Raw genomic sequence first — 19,518 nt, 5'->3', positions numbered from 1 at the left:
ATGCGGCGGCACTTCATTATATCAATTTTTTACAAGAACCCCTTACGGTCATTTGATAAGGCACAATGATTCTCTTAGCAGGTTCATCCGGGTTATTAATGATTTCTATTAAGTTTTTTGCGGCATGATAACCTAAATCAAAAATATTAATATTTACCGTCGTTAATGGGGGCTGAGAAATCTCAGATAGCAGCAGATTATTAAAGCCCACAATGGATATATCATCCGGCACGCGAAGACCCATTTTCTCTAATGTATTGATAATCCCGAAGGCCATGAGATCATCCACAACCACTAAGGCCGTTGGTGTTTCCTTCAATGATAATAATTCGGAAATCGCTTGTTTACCGCCTTCAATTAAAAAATCCTCGTGGACGATATATTCCTCGCAGATTGGAATCCCGGCCTCCTTAAGCGCGGTTTCATATCCCTGCTGCCGGTCCAATGTTACCATTAAGCTCGTACTTCCGCCGACAAAGCCAATTTTTGTATGGCCAAGCTGCAGCAGGTATTCCGTTACTTCCTTTGCCGCGCTAAAATTATCATTATCCACATGAGAGATTTTCTCCACGTCATAGGAAGGTTTCCCAATCATCGTATAGGGAAAGGCCTTTTCTTCAAGAAAGGCTCTCACTCTATCATTCATACGGGAATAAAGTAAAATGACGCCATCAACACGGCCGCTTTGGACCATTTGGACCACTCCGTCATAAATCTCTTCTTCCGTTTCACCGGTTGAAAACTGAATTGCATATTCTGTCATATGAGCCATTTTACTAATACCACGAATGACTTCAGGAAAAAATGGATTTTGGAATACTTGATCAGTAGAGTTTGGCATGACAAGACCAATGGTTTGTGTCGTGCGGCTTGCTAAATTACGTGCCTTATAATTGGGCTGGTACCCAAGCTCTTCCATGACCTGACGTACTTTTCTTTTTGTTTTATTGCTAATTCTTGGATTATCGGCAATAACCCTTGATACAGTTGAAGGCGTGACATTGGCGGCCTTCGCAACATCCTTAATCGTAATAGCCACCTTCCTGCACCCCCTTTAAAAAACATTAAGCTTTTGCTATTTCCATTATAATATCTTTTCCGCCCGTCGTGGACGCACCTGTTTGTTTATTTTCAATCTTAAATTGATCTCCATTTAATAGAATGACAGGGGTAATCACTTCTTTTCCAAGACTTGAAACCTTTTCAAAATCAAATTCGGCAATCGGCTCTCCCTTGGAAACCTTTGTGCCATCTTGAACCAAAATTTGAAACCCTTCCCCCTTTAATTCAACGGTTTCCAACCCCATATGAATCAAGAGTTCCACTCCCATTTTCGAGCGTAGGCTGATAGCATGCTTCGTCGGAAATACATTGACCACTTCACCATCAACAGGTGAATAAACCTTCTTGTCTGCAGGAATAATAGCGATTCCGTCCCCCATCATTTTTTGTGAAAAAACTGGATCTGGCACTTCCTCTAGTGCAACAATCTTTCCTGTTAATGGAGCTTGAACCTGTTCCGGTTCCTTATTTTTCTTAAATAATGATTTAAACATGTTATATTCCTCCCTTTTTCTATTCTAAAACTAGCTCTATACCGAAATGATCCGAGATGACCGGTTGATTTTTTCCGTTAAAAATAACCGAGGATTTGTAAACAGTAACAGGAACATTTGAAAAAATATAATCAACACGTAAATCCTGCTTGTTATCATCCCAACCAGCAATCTTCCCTGTCACCGTTATCCCATCATCCTTCTCTTGCGCTAATGAATGCGTATCATAGAGCCCTTTATTAAGCACAAAATCATACCCTTCACCGCGGATATGGGCAGCGTTATTAAAGTCACCCATGAGGAAATACTTTTCGTCTTTGCCTACTATTTCAATTAACCTGTTCAGCTGCGCTTTGAACGGTTCCTGTTCATCCTCCCACCAGCCTAGATGGCAGGAATAAAAGGACAGAAGCTCATGCTGAGAGCGAATGGTGATACCGGCGATTTTTCTCGTTTTCCAGTTCTTTGTATCCTCTGAATCGGAGACAAAGAAAGAGTGCTTTTCTTCAATCCCATGTTTCGTTAAAAGAGCAACCCCTTCTTCATATATATCATATCCAATATGAGAATAATCCCATATCATTTGATAATTCTTGACCCCAAGCTGCTGTAATTCCTCCAGAAGAACCAAAGCAAAGTTATCCTTTTTAATCAATCCATCAACACTTTCGGCATCGATGGACTGATTCACTTCCTGAAGGGCAATGACGTCATATGATTTTTCTCTAATTGTTTTCGCTAAAATCTTTATTTTTTCCATTTGATTTTCTTCTATCCAAGAGTGGCAGTTTAAGGTTAATAATTTCATGTCTTACGCCCCGATACGGTCTTGAATATCAGATTTTAATACATCGGCCTTTGGACCGTAAATGGCTTGGACACCCTTCCCTTTAATAATTAAACCCAATGCGCCATTTAACTTCCACTCTTGTTCAGAAGCAACTAGATTCACATCTTTGATCGTCACACGAAGGCGGGTCATGCACGCATCCACTTCTTCAATATTCTCTTTTCCGCCTAATAAACCAATAACCACGTTAGCTAGAGAACCGTCTTGATCATTTGAAACTGCTTGTCCAGGTTGACTTCCTTCTTCTTCAATATAATTTCCTAGCCGTCCTGGAGTCGCATATTTGAATTTTTTAATAATAAAATTAGCGACCATAAAGTTTAACGCGAAGAATAGTAAGCAGGCAACAACAAAATACACTAAATCCAGCCATAAGCCCGCTTTCAAAACCATCGGTGTTCGTGTTAAAAGCTCAATAAAACCGAAAGAGTGAATTCGAATATGAACAAGATCCACAACCGCAAATGCCAGACCTGTCATAATCGCATACACAACATAAAGAACCGGTGCAACAAACATAAACATAAATTCAATTGGTTCTGTTACACCTGTTAAGAAAACGGCTAAGCCAGCAGAAAAGAACATCGATTTGTATTTCGTACGCTTATCTTTATCTACATTGCGGTACATCGCAAGCTCAATCCCGATTAATGATGCACAGGAAAGAATCATTTGTCCAACTTTAAAACGAGCCGGAATGACATCCTGTAATAATGCGTTATATCCTGCAGTGTCCCCTGCTGCCAGTAAATTATTTAAATCAGCAATCCAGGCAAGCCAGAGCGGGTCTTGGCCGGCAACCGTTGTCCCTGCACTTGAACCGGTTAGTATCGTATAGGTTCCGCCTAATTCAGTATAGTTCATTGGCACCGTCAGCATATGGTGGAGCCCAAATGGCAGCAATAGGCGCTCTAATGATCCAAAGATAAACGGAGCTACAACCGGAGCGGTGTCACGTGATGAAGCAATCCAGCGACCGAAATCATTTAACAGCCCTTGAATAAATGGCCAAATGAATGAAAGAATAAGTGCTGTTACAACAGAACCTGCAATCACAACAAACGGAACAAATCTTTTTCCGTTAAAAAAGGCAAGAGATTGCGGAAGTTTATCAAAATTATAGTATTTGTTAAAAAGATTGGCTCCTAGAAATCCGGAAATGATTCCGACAAACACACCCATATTGAGGGCTGGTGCACCAAGGATAGAGACAAAGTAATCGTTTACAACTAATTCACTGCCAAACAAGGAGGAAACCGTGGCTTCAGGGTCGCCTAACATTGCGCCATTCACACCAAAAATCGCTCCAGTAATGCGGTTAATTAATATAAAAGCGATTAATGCCGCAAACGCCCCGCCGGCACGCTCTTTTGCCCACGATCCGCCAATCGCTACGGCGAACAAGACATGCAGATTTCCAATAATGCCCCAGCCGATTTCCTCCATCACTAAAGCAATTGTTTTAATTAAAGCAATATCAACACCTAGCATTCCGACTAATTTACCGAGGGAAATCATAATCCCTGCAGCCGGCATAACTGCTACTACCACAAGCAACGCCTTGCCAAATTTCTGCCAAAAGTCAAAGGATTTCAATTTCATTTTGTCCAGTCCTTTCATATTATAAGCATGATTTAGATGCAGGTTAGTGCAATCGTTTGCACTAACCCTCAAAAAAATTAACGTAATCGATATACTCTTGCTTCGAAAGGTTGTAAAATTCCGTGGTGTAAATCTGCCTTCGAATCTACTTCCTCATTGCTTAGCAGCAACTCCATGCTTTTCTCATTCCATTCTGCAGGAAGATGAAATTCTGTTTCTTTTCCAAAAAGGTTGGTCATGATAAGAAATGTTTCGCCGTCTAATGTTCTCGCGTAGGCAAAAATTTGCTCATGCTCGGCTAAAACAAGTTCAAATTGTCCATAAACGAAAGTCAAATGATCTTTTCGCAATTGAATTAGTTTCTTATAGTAATGATATATTGAATTCGGCTCTTGCAGCGCTTTTTCCACATTAATTTCTGTGAAATTGGGATTAACCTTTAACCAAGGACGACCTGTCGTAAAGCCTGCGTTAGCACTGTCAGTCCATTGCATTGGCGTTCGAGAATTATCGCGGCCATTTTTCCAAATAATCTCCATCAATGCCTCATGACTTTTGCCATCAGCGATTCCATTTTGATACTGGTTTTTGATTGCGACATCATTATAGTCATCAATCGATTGAAACTTCACATTGGTCATACCGATTTCCTGCCCTTGATAAATAAAGGGAGTTCCCTGCATCAGAAAATATAAGATCGCAAGGCATTTAGCGGATTGCTCCCAAAAATCTTCCGGGTCACCCCAAGTTGAAACGGAACGGGGCTGGTCATGGTTTTCTAGGAATAAGGCATTCCAGCCGACTCCATCAAGCGCTGTCTGCCAGTTATGAAAGGTTTCTTTTAACGCCGGAAGATCAATGCCGCCTGTCACACTTTTACCCCAAAGGTCTAAATGTTCAAATTGGAAAATCATATTGAATACTCCATTTTCCTCGCCGACCCACTGTTCTGCCTGATCTGCTTTCACACCGTTTGCTTCTCCGACAGTCAAAATATCATGTTTCGCAAAGGTTTCACGTTTCAGCTCTTGTAGAAATACCTCAATCCCCTCGCGATTCATGTGGCCTTCAAAGGATGGAACATATTTCAAGTTGTCAGGGTTCGGTAAATCCGGGAAGCCGGGAACCTTTTTAATATGAGAAATCGCATCCACGCGAAAACCGTCAATCCCCTTATCAATCCACCAGTTAACCATCTCATACAGGTCTTTGCGGACGTTCGGATTCTCCCAGTTTAAATCAGGCTGCTTACGGGAGAACACATGCATATAGTACTCCTTCGTCTTTTCATCATATTCCCAAACCGAGCCGCCAAAGATGGACTCCCAATTATTCGGTTCTTTGCCGTCATGGCCCGGGTGCCAAATATAATAATCCCGATACGGACTGTCCTTCGAGGAACGAGATTCAATAAACCAAGCATGCTCATCAGAGGTATGGTTAATCACCAAGTCCATAATTAATTTCATGCCGCGGTCATGAGCCTCTTGCAACAGCTGGTCAAAATCGTCCATCGTACCGAAGTCTTTCAAAATTCCCTTATAATCACTAATATCGTAACCGTTATCATCATTAGGTGAAGAATAAATTGGAGAGATCCAAACAACATCGATTCCTAAGTCCTTTAAATAATCCAGCTTAGAAATAATCCCTTGAATATCTCCAATTCCGTCACCATTGGAATCTATAAAGCTGCGTGGATAAATTTGATATGCAACTGCTTCCTTCCACCATATCCTCTTCATGATTTCTTCCTCCTATTATCTATGAGATTACTATATCAGATGGGCTCAAATTGTGCAACCGTTTGCACCACAAGTTTTTAAAAACGTTCACATGATGACTTTCCTTTATTATGGAAAATTAATTTTAAAATATTCATATAAAAAAAATCCGCTCATAGTCATACTGCTTTAAAATAAAACACGATTACACCATACTTTCAAACTTCCACCCTTCTTCTCAAACTTTTTCTTGCTATGAAATGCGTTTCATATATTAAGCTAGTGTATAGAAAAGCAAAACCTTTACTCATATTTAGTTAAAAACATCATTGGCGTAACGTGTTTGGCGGCGTAACAATCATGTTTTTGGGGTGTTCCATTATCCTGGGACACCCTTTTTAGTGCCTTCCCCTCAGACTTGAGCTGTTCCGAAACAAACAAAGGAAGCAGGGAGTTTCTCCTCTGCTTCCTTCTATTCATTAAGGGACATTGTTTGGGTTAATTTTTAACTGCTTCAGCTAATTCGCTTTGCTGCTTCTCATAGTCTTCGATTGTAATAATGTTCAAATCGCTTTTTGGTGTCATACAGCAAGCAAGGGCATAGCGATTGTTTAGTTCTTCGTCAGAAAGATATTCATGGGAACGAGTCAAATCATGGTTATACTCGCCGTCCAATACTTTCACCTTACACATTCCGCATCCGCCTTGCTGGCATCCGGTTGGAAATGGAATAAATTGATTCCTAGCTGCCCTTAGTGGAGTTTGGCCCGGGGCACAAGGATATTCAAATTGTTGATTTCTAGCCTTTAATGTTACTTTATACATCGTTTCACCTCACCAATCATTTTTTCAGAATCACTTAGATTAAGTTAATGCCTTCATAAAAGATTCAGACAGCTCTCTGCGGTGATAGAAAATACCTTGTCCAATTTTATCTTCCGTCCAAGTAATGGTCGGCATATCTGGAAAGGCCATATAACCGCCAGCGAATGCCTCATTACGGTTTCCTGATGGATCAAAGAAGTAAATCGTTTGTCCACGTGTAATACCGTGACGGGTTGGCGTTACGTCAAATGGTACTTCATACATAGACAACAGGTCTGCGGCTTTAAATACGTCGTGAAGAGAGTCAACATGGAAAGCTGCATGGTGAAGCTTCGCATCAGGTCCTTTCACAAACGCTAAATCATGGGCTTTATTCGATGAAAACAAGAAGCTTCCTAATAATTCTTCCCCGTCTACTGTTGTAATTCTTTCACTTTGTTTGAAATTAAGGGCCTCAATAAAGAATCTCGTAACCGTTTTAAGGTCGTCACCAGTTAGTAAACAATGGTCAATACGATGAGGTGCAATTCCTCTTGTTTCTAACGGCCATGGATGAGGGTTGAGTGTTCCAACTGCTGTGCCTAAGAAACCGATTTCATGATACAGTTCGCAATGATGCCCGGTCGGCAGAATGAAATGAACGGCTTCTCCTTCAGCTAAACGAGTATTGCTTGACATACGAGTAGTCGTACAGCCAAATTCCTCAATTTTTCTTTCATAATAAGCCAAATCATCTATCGTCTCTACTTTAAATGCTAAATGGGCTAAACCAGCTCTGTTCGCTTTTGTTAAAATTAAACTATGATGATCAAATTCATCCCATGCTTTTAGATACACACTGTTTCCCATACGCCCTGTTTCTTCTAATCCAATAACCTTTGTATAGTATTCTACTGATCTATCTAAGTCCAATACATTTAACTCTACACGTCCTAATCGCATAATTCTTGCCATGTTTTCTCCCCCTTATATATGTACTCTTATCTGGCGGCATCTACATACTGCCATCATACGATATCCAATTCGCCCGTCGAATTTGCGTCCGGATTACCTGAGCTCGCTCGATAAATTACCTTTTAAAAATCGCAAGACTCGCCGGAGGCTTAACTTCATTCAGCCAGGGTTTGGCCCCCACTGAATCGAAGAGCGTTTTGCATTCATCCCTTAACTTTAGAAGTGAAGGAGTTCTGCTGAATGAAGTTAAAATAGGACCAACCTGCCTCATTTTACTCTTTCCACTAATTGCAGCAGCTCTTGGTTCGGTCCGTGAAAAAGGATCATTCGCCCGCCTTCAAGCGTTGGCTTCACCTCATCCGAAGTAAAGACAATCTCTTTTTCTTTTAAAAACTGAATTGTTTCATCAATGTTTTCCACTGTAAAAGCAAGATGATTCACAATTCCGGTTTCAATGTACTCAACAGTTGATATCTTCTCCTGGATAAGCTCAATCTCCATATCCGGCTGTGCTTCCAGATACAAAAAAGCCATTTCTCGGTCTGGTTTACTGCCTCGAAGACGGACGTTAAAGCCAAAAATCTCCGAATAAAACCGAATGGATTGATCCATATCGCGAACCATTATGGCTACATGCTCCATTTTACGTATCATGTTGTTCTCCTTTTATTGGTCATTATTGTTTATGGAAGCGGAAGAATCGTCAGAAATGGATAAAGCGTTTCCAAATATATAAATTCGCGCTTTTCTGACTTTTTCCTGCTACAAGCAAGTTCTTTTTTTGACAGATTCTCCCTTTATCGGTGAGCTCAATAACCTTCCCACCGTTGCCAAATTAAATGTGGTGAAACAGGAGAACCGTCCCCCTGTTTCACTGAACATAATTGACATTGTCTTTTAAGGCTTTCACCCATTGCACTGATTTCTCATAGCAGTCTCCAATTTGAAGTACTCTTTGGTCTGTGAATGGTTTTCCTATCAGCTGAAGTCCAACAGGAAGGTTTTCTGACGTAAACCCGCAGGCAACCGATAAGGCAGGAAAACCTAGGATATTCGCTAGCGGCGTTTTTCCTAGTGTGAACATATTGCTGATGGCCATGGATGGAACCATCGTACCAATTTCAAATGGCGGCTGGACATTCGTTGGTCCAACTAAGGCGTCAATTCCCTGCATTTGTTTGATTGTTTCTCTAACAAATTGATCTCTTCTCCGCTGGGCACGAATATAAGCAGTTGCAGAAATATCACTGCCAAATTCAAAGCGGTATTTCAAATCATCACCGTATAAATGTCCATACTTCTTCAATAACGGTTCGTGTACAGAAACCACCTCTGATTGAGCGATAGCTTTTAAAGCGTTAAGTGCTTCGTCAATTCCAGGTAAATCAATCGGAACGATTTCTGCTCCCAACAATTCCAGTTGGCGAAATGATTCTTCAATCACTCGTTTTACATCAGCATCAATCCCTGCAAACATATAAGGCTCATAGAAACCTAGCTTTACATCCTTTAAGTCACTTAATGAGTCAGATAAGACTGGAACATGACGCTTGACAGATGCCGGGTCCTTCTGATCATGCCCTTTCATCACTTCAAGCATGATAGCAGCATCCCGGGCGGTTCTTGTCATCGGCCCTGCATGATCCAAAGACCAGCTGAACGGCAGACATCCCCTTCTGCTGACAACTCCATACGTTGGTTTAAATCCGACTGTGCCGCACATGGCTGCCGGCAGTCTGATGGACCCTGCTGTATCAGAACCAACAGCACCAAAGGCCATGCCTGTTGCTGTTGCTACTGCGGAACCTCCGCTTGAACCGCCAGGAATTCTTTTCACATTCCAAGGGTTCTTCGAGCTTCCATAGTGAGGATTTTCTGTTGTCGCACCCATAGCAAATTCATGCAAATTGGCTTTTCCAATGATAATTGCTCCAGCCTCTCTTAATTTTTGAACGGCTGCTGCATCTTCATCAGGAATCCAGCCATCAAATATCTTTGAGCCGCCTGTGGTTTTAACACCCTTTGTTTGAAAAATATCCTTCACCGCAATCGGAATACCGTGCAGCGGTCCCCTAACCTGATTGTTCACAAGCTCCGCTTCCAATTGCTTTGCCTCTGCCAGTGCTTCTTCCTCCATAACGGTAATAAAAGCATTGACTCTGGGCTCATGCTCGCGAATTTGTTTTAAGGTCATCTGCGTTAGTTCGACCGGTGATATTTGTTTTGTTTTGATTGCATTTCCTGCGGTTTCGATTGTTTCAAATAGTAGTTCATTCATCGCTTGCCACCTCATAATCTTCCAGATTAAAAGTATAGGCAGGCTCCAGCGTTGCCAATTCTATTTCCTCATCATCTAAGATGGTACGCAGATATTCTTCTAATGTCATATAATCCCTGCTTTCACTACGAAATTCCCATTCTATTCAAAGGGAAATGCTGCAGCATTTCCCTTTATCATTAAGATCTAACAATTAAGATTTCACTTCTTGCCCGCCTTTTTTAAACTGATCCTGCATTGGAAAAGCTTCTTGCCATGATTTTTCGTTGCTGTCATAGAGTCCTGCACTGTAAAGATTTTTCAATGATTCATTCTCAAGTGCCATTGGCTTCTGACCTTCTTGGAATGCTTTTGCCTGCTGAAGCAATAAGCGGCGCATATGGATAATCGGCAGATCACTTGTTCCAAGATGCTCTTTCGAACGGTCTACAATCGCCCCCATTGTTTCCGTTGCCGCATGATCCTGGTTCGCGATTCCGCGGATACCAGTAAAGTTCCCTGTCTTTTGAAGTTCACGATCTTGTGCATATTCATTTTCCAAGCTGATTTGTTTCTTGAAATGCTCATCCAGCTTTAAGCCGCGGCGGTCATGGTTGGCCTGTACATCAATTGGGCGGTTATGAGAAAATTGAACATCCCATGACCAGGTGCTGTAATCATCTCTTGGAATGAATGCATGCCACATGCCATCTTCACCCTCAAATCGCGGCGGGTACGTGTAGAACGGGAAGATATAGTGAATTTCCATGAAAGCATTGTCTGTTTCAGTTCCAATTCCTACTGCGACACAGCGTTTGCCGTAATTTGCATCCTCTACATCCTGTTTAACTGGAGGATTTTTCACAAGCGGGTGGTTTGGATCAATTCCTAAATCAGTACTTAGGATTCCTTCTCCTGTCACTTGTGTCCCATGTGCTTTGTGAAGAAATGCCGCATGTACATAATCAAGGTCATTTTCCATTACCTGTGCATAGTTACATTCCTGCCAAACTCGCTCTGACATCATATTCTCATCAGGAAGTCCCATCCAATAGAACTCTGGGAATTCCGGCTGTTCTTCTTCTGGTCCCATGTAAGTCCAGATCATTCCTTTTACTTCTTTTACCGGATAATTTTTGATTTTGATTTTCTGTCTAAACTTCGGATCTCCTTCTTCAGATGGGATTTCCGTACAGTCACCGTTCGTATCGAATTTCCAGCCATGATACATACAGCGCAGACCGCATCCATCATTAATACCATAATAAAGAGATGTTCCACGGTGCGGACAGGCTTCCTCCATCAAACCAACTTTTCCTTCTGTATCACGGAAAGCAATTAATTCTTCTCCAAGAAGCTTCACGCGCTGAGGTTTTCCGTCAGGTTGTATTTCATCAGATTTTAACGCCGGAATCCAATAACGGCGGAATAGTTCACCCATTGGCGTTCCTGGACCTGTACGTGTTAATAAATGATTATCTTGTTTAGTTAACATATATATAAACCTCCTAAGAAATAAAATTTTTATATTCTGAATTTTTTAACTTATGTCTATATCTTAATGAAATATGTAAGAGGATACAATGTACGAATAGGGTAGAAATTTTTTAATTTTACAGCCTAAACATGCAGTAGTTAGATTTTTCCGAACATTTTAATATCAAATCACTATCATAATAGGAAAATATCCTTCTTTAGGAGTTGCAAAAGTGGCAAATTAAAGCAAATGCTATTACTTTAAGTCAAACTATTCATATAAAATTCATTCACAAATAATAGATTCCTAAATATAAAAGCAACTATCTATCACATAAAATAGTTATCCCTTCAGGAAACGTTTATGCTTATTTCTTTCATTCTCTATACGAATCGTACAGAGAATGAAAAGAAAGTTAACACTATTAATATATTGTTTAATATAAATACTTCAAATATAATTCAAACTGAATTGATAATTCGGAAAATTTAGAATATACACAAAAGCCATTTTCCTCCTATTTCAACTATATTTAGCCTATATCAAACATAGTGAATAGCAGATATGGTGAAAGGGCCAAGCTTGCTGTTGGCAAAATGGTTTCCGATAAGTCAGTTCAAAAAAATACTAGTTTTCATTTTGAAAGGAGAAGGAATAAGATTGTTTAAAAAAGGAATAACTTTATTTTTAACCTTGATTCTGCTATTAGCCTCCATCACTCCAGTTCTTGCAGATTCGCAGAAAAAAGGCAACGCCAGGATTGTACGCGACAATTATGGCGTCCCGCATATTTATGCTAATAATGTCGAAGATTTGTATTTTACCTATGGCTATGTAATGGCCCAAGATCGTCTGTTTCAACTGGAAACCTTCCGCCGGGGGAATAACGGAACAATAGCTGAAGTATTTGGAGAAAAATTTTTAGCAAGGGATCAGCAAATGCGACGCGATGGCTATACAGATCAAGAGGTCCAAGAGATGATTACAAACATGGATAATTTCTCCAAAAAGGTCATTCGCAATTTCGCAGACGGCATCTCTTTGTATGTAGAGGAAGCTCTTAAAAACCCTGACGAAAGGCTGTCAAAGGAATTCCATGATTATAAGGTAACACCGAAAGAATGGACAGAAGTAGATGTATTACGTTTGTTCATGTCTTCGATGGGGGTATTTATGGATTCTGAGCAGGAAATCAAAAATGCTCAGATTTTAGCTCAGCTAGAAAAGCAATTTGGCAAGGAAACGGCAAAGGAAATGTTTGATGATATTTTCTGGGAGAACGATCCTGCCTCCCCTAGTACACTTCCTGATGAAGGAGCTGTCAATCCTGTTAAAAAGGATACAAAAAAGGCTGCCAATCAGCAGTTTCCAGGGATTGAAGGCGCATCCGAAACATTATCAGAGAAGCGAGATGATTTCGTTTCTACATCAGAAGAGCTAGGCCTGCCGCTAAAAATTGGAAGTAATGCCGTTGTGATTGGCCCTGAAAAATCAGCTACAGGCAACGCACTGCTGATGGGTGGACCACAATACAACTTCTCTGCCCCTGGTTCTGTGTATGAAGTAGGCTTGCATGCTCCTGGGTTTGATATTGAAGGTTCCGGGCTCATCGGAATGCCGATTATTATGTTTGGTACGAAAGAAAACTATGCGTTCACCTCTACATACGGGGTTGGGAATTTAGTTGATATTTTCGTAGAAACATTGAATCCAGAAAATCCACATCAATACCTATATAAGGGAAAATGGGTGGATATGAAGAAGAAAGTGGAAACCTTTCAGTATAGGGATAGCAATGGTGAACTAAAGGAAGAAACAAAAGAATTTTACAGCACCGTTCATGGACCTGTAACGGTTATCGATGAAAAAAATAACACAGCTTATAGTAAGGCATGGTCCTTCCGCGGCACAGAAGCGCAAAGCTGGTCAGCTTATTTAAAGTCCAATTGGGCTGAGACTATGAAAGAGTTTCACGAAGAAGCAAAAGATATGACGATGAGCATCAACTGGTACTATGCAGACAAGGAAGGCAATATCGGCCATTTTTACACAGGTAAATATCCGATTCGTGATGAACGAGTAGATTTAAGACTTCCAACTCCAGGTACAGGTGAATATGAATGGAAGGGATTCATCGATCCAAAAAAACATCCATATGGTATTAATCCAAATACCGGTTACATTGTTAACTGGAATAACAGGCCTGCTTCCAACTGGGGGAACGGTGAATTAAGCTTTATGTGGGGTGAGGACCACCGCGTTCAGCAATTTATTGATCTCGTGAACGGGAAGGACAAGCTAACAATAGATGATATTGATGACATTAACTATCACGCGAGCTATGTTAACTTAAGAACGAAAAAGTTTAAACCGATGTTGATGGAAGCTTTGGAAAAAGCAAATAATCCAAAATATCAGGAAGTGTACCAAGCCCTAGAGGACTGGAATAATCTAAACGAGGACAACGATAAGGATGGGTTATTTGACAGCCCTGCCGTAAGCATTTTTGAAGCTTGGTGGCCGCTTGTTGTGGATAATCTTTATCAAGAAAAACTTGGCGAAGCTTATGGTCCATTAAAAGGAATCATTGACCATCGCTATGGTTCTAGTCTTACTTTACGAGTCTTGGGAGGAAGTAACGGTCCGTTAGAAACACAGTATCAGTGGTTGAATGAAGACCCTGATCAAGTGATGCTAGCGGCACTTGATCAAGCGCTTCAAAAGCTAGAGGACGAACATCAGTCAGAGGATATAAGCCAATGGCTAAAGCCAGCACGAATGATGGTATTTACAAATACGTCATTAATCGGCCTGCCACAATATGGTTCGGAAATTAAGTTTCTAGAAGCCAACCGCGGCAGTGAAAACCATTATATTGAGCTAACCAAAAATGGTCCTATTGGTGAAAACGTAAATCCTCCAGGTCAAATTGGTTTTATTAGTAAGGATGGCACATTGCATAAACACTATGACGATCAAATCGAACTGTTTGCCAATTGGAAATACAAGCCGGTTCTATTTACAAAACAAGATGTAAATAAAAATGCAGTAAGTACTACAGTTTTAAAAATTAAAAAGTAAAGTGGAACAAAAAACACAGGAGCTCACTCCTGTGTTTTTTCATATTGAGGACTCAGCCTCCCCTATTCATCGTATGAATTGTTGGATGGTGATTACTAAGTTTCTGAAACAGACTTTCCATGATTGGATAAAATCGTGCGACAATTGGTCCGAGTGAAACGACCATAATAAGCGTTCCAATTCCGATAGGACCGCTGAAAAAAAAGGCAAGCGTGACAACAATGGCTGAAAACAACGTCCTTGATACGGCACGTTTCATCTTCCATATCTCCTCAAACAGCAGGATCATACCGTCTGGCGGAGCAGGAGAAAATTTTGCTTGTAAATAAAGAGACACACCTAATCCAATGAATGTCAATCCTAGACAAAGGAAGAGGATTTTACCTAGTAATTGGTCAGGTACATAGACTTGCTTCACGACATAAAGCCACATATCAATTCCCAATCCTGTAAGAAAGGACGAGAAAAAAGCAAAGATATCAGGCCTCTTTCGTCGAACGATTGCCATAATCGTGACCAAAATAGCTCCAATAATAAACTCCCAGGTACCTACCGTCAAACCAATGGTTTGCTGTAAGCCAACTTGCAAGGAAGGCATAGGAGCAGCACCCAGTTGAGAATAAACAGAGCAGCTAATCCCGAATGAGAGCAAGAGAATGCCAATCAAATAAAAGCAGCATCGAATCCGAATCGTTTTGTTCAAAGTCAATCTCCACTCCTTCTAACAAGGTCATTTCAAGCAAAGTCTAAAAAAATAAAAACTCCTATTTTACTTCAAGATAAAATAGAAGTTTTCAAATAAGATTCTCATTCTATTATAAAAGGTTAAAGACCATATAGGTTTGCAACGAAAGTTGGATTTCAAACTTTGATGAAGCCTTTGACAGATCCATATTCATTAATTCTTGGATGCGCTGAATACGATATCTCATTCCGCTGATAGAAACATTCATTTCTCTTGCTGTTTTATGAAGATTACACTCATTTTCAATATAATAATAAAGAGTTCTCACTAGTTCTGATGAATTCTTCTCATCGTATGCTTTTAAGTCATGGAGAAACTCATGAGCGTATTCTAATAATTCTTCTGGTTTCCTCGCATCTAACAAAATCATGATATGCCCTAATTCATCCGCATGGACAACCTCGTTAGCATTTTCATTCATTAAGCGATTTTTCGCTTTTGCCACTTCAATTGCTTTTTTCGCCTCTTTAAATCTTTTACTATACTGACCCGCATCCGTACAAAGCTTACTGACTCCAATATAAACGGGTGAGTTTTCATGATTGTTTGTTTGGGCCAGTTCATAACAACGCTGAGCAAATTGCTTAATCGTTGTCTTTTTCTTCTGAAGGTACTCCGTCGGAATTAAGATAGCTGCTTTATTAAGCTTTTCTAGCTTAACAAACGACGTATTATAATGGGTTTCTTCCCGATTAAAAAAATCCATGACTGCCTTCGAATTATTTTTATACTTGTTATTTCCGGCAATCTCAGAATCTGTAAAAGTATTATTAGGAAACTCAATGATTAATACATATAGCGGCTGATTGATATTGTAGCCAAAATAGGAGAATCGTTTCGTGATATTTGCCGGGTCTGTATCACCTTTGAAGAGCTCTTCCAGCAAGTCACTTTTCATTCTTTCTTCTGTTTGAATAGCGGTCCGCTCATTTAACATTTTAACGGCACAAATAACTGCGGCCCTTTCTAAAAAATCTATTTCAGCGTCTCCGAATTTTGCACCTTTTCGATAAATAGATATATACCCGTAAACGTCATTTTGTATAATAATAGGAGAAATTAATAGATGTTGGTTCTCCTCTATTTCAAATGCCTCTGTTTCGATTAATTTGCGGTTCGAGAACTGTGTTTCAATAAATTTTTCTATTTTTTCCAAATCATAGGTCTGTTCTTCAGGCTGCTCCGTTTCAGGATTATAATGAGCCATATAGTCAAAATATTGATTTTGAATCATAACCGGCAGCTTTAAGTCCATTGATAAGATTTGGGCAAACTCATCTAACCCTTTGCCTTGAAGGAGAGCAAATGTTAAATGTTTAGAAATAGATGTGCCTACATGCAGGATTTCACTTTGCTTTTCTACACGTCGGTAGACAATATCCAGTTCATCTGCAATGTCTTGCTCTTCGTAGTTGATGAGTTCGTCATCAATTTCCGAACCCCATTCTTCCACTGTTTTCGCGACATAGCGGCATTGTTTATCGCCTTTTCCTACACAATGTGTTTCCTTGAAAATAACTTTTTTCCCCAGGCACTCACTAGTGTAACCGCCTCCATATCCTATCAAAAAATAACAGATAGGTTCATGGTACAACGGATAATGCTGCAGATGCTGTTTCGCTTCATAGGAATCAATCCAATATCCAGATACATCAAATTCCCCTTTTTTCATTTCCACATGAAGATGTTCAGGGTAAGAAAAAACACGTCCGCCGATTTGATGCATTTGTGAACCGGCCAAAAGCCAATCCAAATCGCTTTCCCATTCCACCATATCCTTTAACATTCGTGCTTCATTTTTCCCGCAGTTCCATCCGTAGCGTAGGAGAAATCTTTTGGCGCGCTGTACACCTAAAGTGTCAATTAAGTCTTTACGCAGTACTCCCCACGCATCAGTACTCGAAAGAATCATTCTCTTTTCTTGAAGATAATGATCTCCTCCATGATTAAAGAAGGAAAAGATGTTTGTTAGTGTGTTTTTTCCAGTAGAAGTCAAATTAACCTACCTCTTTCTCCTTTCGACTTACTATCAAATTCGACGGAGGCTTACCTTCATTTAGCTACCATACTGAATTGGAGAGCTTTTTGCATTCATCCCTTAACTTTAGAAGCGGGAGACTTCTGCTGAATGAAGATAAATAGCTCAAGGCTGTGTGTAACCCCGCCTTTGCCAAACTTAGTAATCTTTTGTTTTTGCAAATAATCTAAAAAGCTGAGGATTGTATCCCTTCTTAATTCAATCTCTTGATACCCATGGTGATAGAACCAATGATCAATGACATTATATACGCCTCTATTAATCCCATAAAGTTCATTGCAAAGATCATAGAAGGACTTATCAGGAAGCTTTAAAATTAAGGATTCTTTTACTCTACTAATCGTTGTGCTCATATTATTTCTTCCACCTCGCTATAGTTAGAAAAGAACAGCGTCTCTCTTATATTATTGAGAAACAGCAACTGGTTGGATTTTGATTTCAACTCAAAACGCCCTATTTCAACCTGGATTGTACCCAAATATTTTCACTATAACCATCTTAAAATATTTGGAAAATTCTAACTACGGCACATTCAGTCTAAGAATTGCTAAAATCTTAGTACGATTCGTTTGGTATGGAATTAATTATTATTCTAATCTACTATTAGAATAATTACCACATTTTTTTGAATATTAACAATAAAGGTGTCAGGAACCGTAAAAAGACAATGTGTAACGATTTGTCCATTTACGTTACCTGACACCTTTATTGTTCTTGATTAAAATATTCGCATTACCCTAATATCGCATCAAACAGTGTATATATATGCCCTTTTTAATATTTCGGCATACACTAGTGGATATTTGACTCATCTAAGCGATATGGTCATGAAACGGGAGGAGAAAACGAGTTTTCTCCTCCCGTCTCATGACCATATCGCAACCTTTCAGCTCCGCTGAAAGGCGTGTGAAAAGGACTTTTCACACGGATGAGTCAAATATCTAGCGGAAGAACCATGTTTACTATCCGTACATGATAGAAAAAGAATTCCTATGTTGATTTAATAAGTTGGATATATGTGTTTTCCTATCTTTATTAACATCCACATTATAATAAAGATCTAGTGTTACAATACATAAAACAACTAACTATATCCCCTATGATAATTGCCATCTTTATAACTTCCTTTCTAATCATAAACGGCATAATCTTTTCACTGAACAACCGCTGAGTTCGAGTAATTTTCTAATGTTCCTCTCCTGTATACAAACAAAGAACCGAAATCTCATATGTTCTTCGCCTCCGAATATGTATTTATAACAATTAGAAGATGAAACCCTAACCCATTAGGTCTATATGTTTCAAAAAGTTTAGCGCTATTCGTATAGTGTTATCGATTAAATTAGAATCTATCTATACTTAAATGAAAAATAGATAAATATTTTGTTTCCTGATAAAAAACCTGTGATTTTATCATCATTAACGATTGTTTTTCTAGTTTTTGTAATATTTTAACTTTACTGAATATGTTGACTAAAAAATACTATCCATATAAACTATGTTCAAAATCTTACTAACTAAAAAGGGAGAATAGCTCATATCAACAGATAATACAAAAGGAGCACAAAAGACAAAATGAGGATTACACTAGAAAACCAGTTCATCCCCATCCAACCTGGATTAAGAAAATACGCAGACTACTATATTGAGAAAAAAGAGATTGATATTTTGAATCAAACCGTTGTGTTATATTATCAATTCCAATTACAGAAGGATTTAAACAAACCCATTTTGATTGAACCAGATGGCTGTATCGATATCCTGTTCAACTGCAATGACACCAAACCCCAAGCCACCTTATATGGAAGCTTTCTTGAAAAAAAGCCTTATCCTTTACAAACTGGACAAGAATATTTTGGAATACGTTTTATTCCTAATCATGATGCAAGGAATTTATATTTTTCCATGAAAGAAATTACTTCTAAAGACATTTGTCTAATCGATTTTTTAAATTTAGATCCAAATATTATTGAATTAATTATTAATGAAAAGAACTTTTTATGGCGTGTTAATTTGTATAAAGAATTAATCGCTAGTAAGTTTGTTTCCGATAGCTCTACTCAGAGAGTAGTCCGTTATGCCATCAATAAAATTTATGCTTCCAAAGGAAGTATTAATATTAATAATCTAGCAAAGGAAATTGGCTATTCAACAAGATATCTAGAAAAACAGTTTGACCAGCATGTTGGAATTTCACCTAAATTATTCAGCCGAATTACAAGATACCAGTATTCTTTATATATGCTTACAAATAATCATTCTTTGTGGGATGTAATTAAACAAAACGGTTATTACGATCAAGCACATCTTATCAAGGAATTAAAAAAATTTGGAAATATTACACCGAAACAATTAATGAATGAGCGATAAAAATATATTGTTTTGACAAGACCCAAATCCTTTCGAGGG

General features: G+C 39.2%; 15 protein-coding genes. 2 read left to right on the top strand and 13 right to left on the bottom strand.

Annotated elements, in window-relative coordinates:
- Positions 1-16: 16 nt before the first annotated feature.
- The 10 genes from F4V44_RS02785 to F4V44_RS02740 form a co-directional block, all read right to left on the bottom strand.
- Positions 17-1,039 (bottom strand): LacI family DNA-binding transcriptional regulator, encoded by a 1,023-nt coding sequence (locus tag F4V44_RS02785; protein WP_150438467.1) that lies wholly within the window; start codon positions 1,037-1,039, stop codon positions 17-19.
- A 25-nt stretch (positions 1,040-1,064) separates the two neighbouring features.
- Positions 1,065-1,556 carry a PTS sugar transporter subunit IIA gene (locus F4V44_RS02780; RefSeq protein WP_150438466.1) on the bottom strand — a complete coding sequence of 164 codons (492 nt, stop codon included), beginning with the start codon at positions 1,554-1,556 and terminating at the stop codon, positions 1,065-1,067.
- A 19-nt stretch (positions 1,557-1,575) separates the two neighbouring features.
- Entirely contained in the window at positions 1,576-2,364 is a 789-nt protein-coding gene (locus tag F4V44_RS02775) for an endonuclease/exonuclease/phosphatase family protein (protein ID WP_150438465.1), read from the bottom strand.
- A gap of 3 nt (positions 2,365-2,367) precedes the next feature.
- Complete coding sequence (locus tag F4V44_RS02770; RefSeq protein WP_150438464.1) at positions 2,368-4,008, bottom strand: PTS transporter subunit IIBC; 1,641 nt, start codon at positions 4,006-4,008, stop codon at positions 2,368-2,370.
- A 77-nt stretch (positions 4,009-4,085) separates the two neighbouring features.
- Positions 4,086-5,753, bottom strand: coding sequence for a glycoside hydrolase family 13 protein (locus F4V44_RS02765; protein ID WP_150438463.1), 1,668 nt, complete (start codon positions 5,751-5,753; stop codon positions 4,086-4,088).
- Between the two features lie 477 nt (positions 5,754-6,230).
- Positions 6,231-6,557: a 2Fe-2S iron-sulfur cluster-binding protein gene (locus tag F4V44_RS02760; RefSeq protein ID WP_150438462.1), complete on the bottom strand. Its 327-nt coding sequence runs from the start codon at positions 6,555-6,557 to the stop codon at positions 6,231-6,233.
- A 39-nt stretch (positions 6,558-6,596) separates the two neighbouring features.
- Positions 6,597-7,511 (bottom strand): catechol 2,3-dioxygenase, encoded by a 915-nt coding sequence (locus tag F4V44_RS02755; protein WP_150438461.1) that lies wholly within the window; start codon positions 7,509-7,511, stop codon positions 6,597-6,599.
- A gap of 267 nt (positions 7,512-7,778) precedes the next feature.
- Entirely contained in the window at positions 7,779-8,165 is a 387-nt protein-coding gene (locus tag F4V44_RS02750) for a VOC family protein (RefSeq protein WP_150438460.1), read from the bottom strand.
- Positions 8,166-8,382: 217 nt separating this feature from the next.
- Complete coding sequence (locus tag F4V44_RS02745) at positions 8,383-9,789, bottom strand: amidase (protein ID WP_150438459.1); 1,407 nt, start codon at positions 9,787-9,789, stop codon at positions 8,383-8,385.
- A gap of 193 nt (positions 9,790-9,982) precedes the next feature.
- Complete coding sequence (locus tag F4V44_RS02740; protein WP_150438458.1) at positions 9,983-11,263, bottom strand: Rieske 2Fe-2S domain-containing protein; 1,281 nt, start codon at positions 11,261-11,263, stop codon at positions 9,983-9,985.
- Positions 11,264-11,905: 642 nt separating this feature from the next.
- Here F4V44_RS02740 and F4V44_RS02735 point away from each other — a divergent pair.
- Positions 11,906-14,326 carry a penicillin acylase family protein gene (locus tag F4V44_RS02735; RefSeq protein ID WP_191090535.1) on the top strand — a complete coding sequence of 807 codons (2,421 nt, stop codon included), beginning with the start codon at positions 11,906-11,908 and terminating at the stop codon, positions 14,324-14,326.
- Between the two features lie 52 nt (positions 14,327-14,378).
- Here F4V44_RS02735 and F4V44_RS02730 read toward each other — a convergent pair whose 3' ends face one another.
- The 3 genes from F4V44_RS02730 to F4V44_RS02720 all read right to left on the bottom strand — a co-directional run bounded on the left by F4V44_RS02730 (position 14,379) and on the right by F4V44_RS02720 (position 17,462).
- The gene (locus F4V44_RS02730; RefSeq protein ID WP_150438456.1) at positions 14,379-15,035 is read right to left on the bottom strand and encodes a YczE/YyaS/YitT family protein; all 657 of its coding nucleotides are present in this window, start codon (positions 15,033-15,035) and stop codon (positions 14,379-14,381) included.
- A 106-nt stretch (positions 15,036-15,141) separates the two neighbouring features.
- Positions 15,142-17,067: a XylR N-terminal domain-containing protein gene (locus F4V44_RS02725; RefSeq protein WP_150438455.1), complete on the bottom strand. Its 1,926-nt coding sequence runs from the start codon at positions 17,065-17,067 to the stop codon at positions 15,142-15,144.
- A 95-nt stretch (positions 17,068-17,162) separates the two neighbouring features.
- A complete protein-coding gene (locus F4V44_RS02720; RefSeq protein WP_150438454.1) occupies positions 17,163-17,462 on the bottom strand; it encodes a hypothetical protein in 300 nt (99 codons plus the stop codon).
- Positions 17,463-18,684: 1,222 nt separating this feature from the next.
- On the opposite strand from F4V44_RS02720, the gene F4V44_RS02715 reads away from it, so the two are divergent.
- Complete coding sequence (locus F4V44_RS02715; protein WP_150438453.1) at positions 18,685-19,479, top strand: helix-turn-helix domain-containing protein; 795 nt, start codon at positions 18,685-18,687, stop codon at positions 19,477-19,479.
- Positions 19,480-19,518 lie beyond the last annotated feature (39 nt).

The sequence above is a fragment of the Niallia endozanthoxylica genome (assembly GCF_008710145.1).
Taxonomy (GTDB): Bacteria; Bacillota; Bacilli; order Bacillales; family Cytobacillaceae; genus Bacillus_BD; species Bacillus_BD endozanthoxylica.
Note: the sequence above shows the minus strand (reverse complement) of the source record. Positions and strands in the feature narration are given on the sequence as shown.